The organism is Bartonella sp. AA81SXKL, assembly GCF_042196945.1.
Taxonomy (GTDB): Bacteria; Pseudomonadota; Alphaproteobacteria; order Rhizobiales; family Rhizobiaceae; genus Bartonella.
The window spans coordinates 413-671 of record NZ_JBHIRH010000279.1; the positions used below are offsets into that span (position 1 = coordinate 413).

Genomic DNA, 259 nt, shown 5'->3' on the forward strand with positions numbered 1-259 from the left:
GCTTCATGAAGCATAACGCCAGTCCATCCATTGGCTAAGACAACATCAAATGTTCCTGCTGGAGCTGCTTCTGCTTCTAAGTTTATGAGAGCCATACGCAAAGCCTCATCGGCAGCTTTTTTCCAATTTTCTTCGCTAATGAATTGACTAAATGCTTGTCGTCCACCACATCCATAGAAGCCATTTTCACGCCGATTACCCTCAGCAGCAACCACAGATATGGAAAGTCGTACAAGAGGACGGATATCACGAACAAGAT

At 44.8% G+C, this 259-nt stretch carries 1 pseudogene; it reads right to left on the bottom strand.

Annotated elements, in window-relative coordinates:
• Positions 1-259 (bottom strand): annotated as a pseudogene (tldD, locus tag ACFINZ_RS11090) (metalloprotease TldD); the annotation flags it as partial.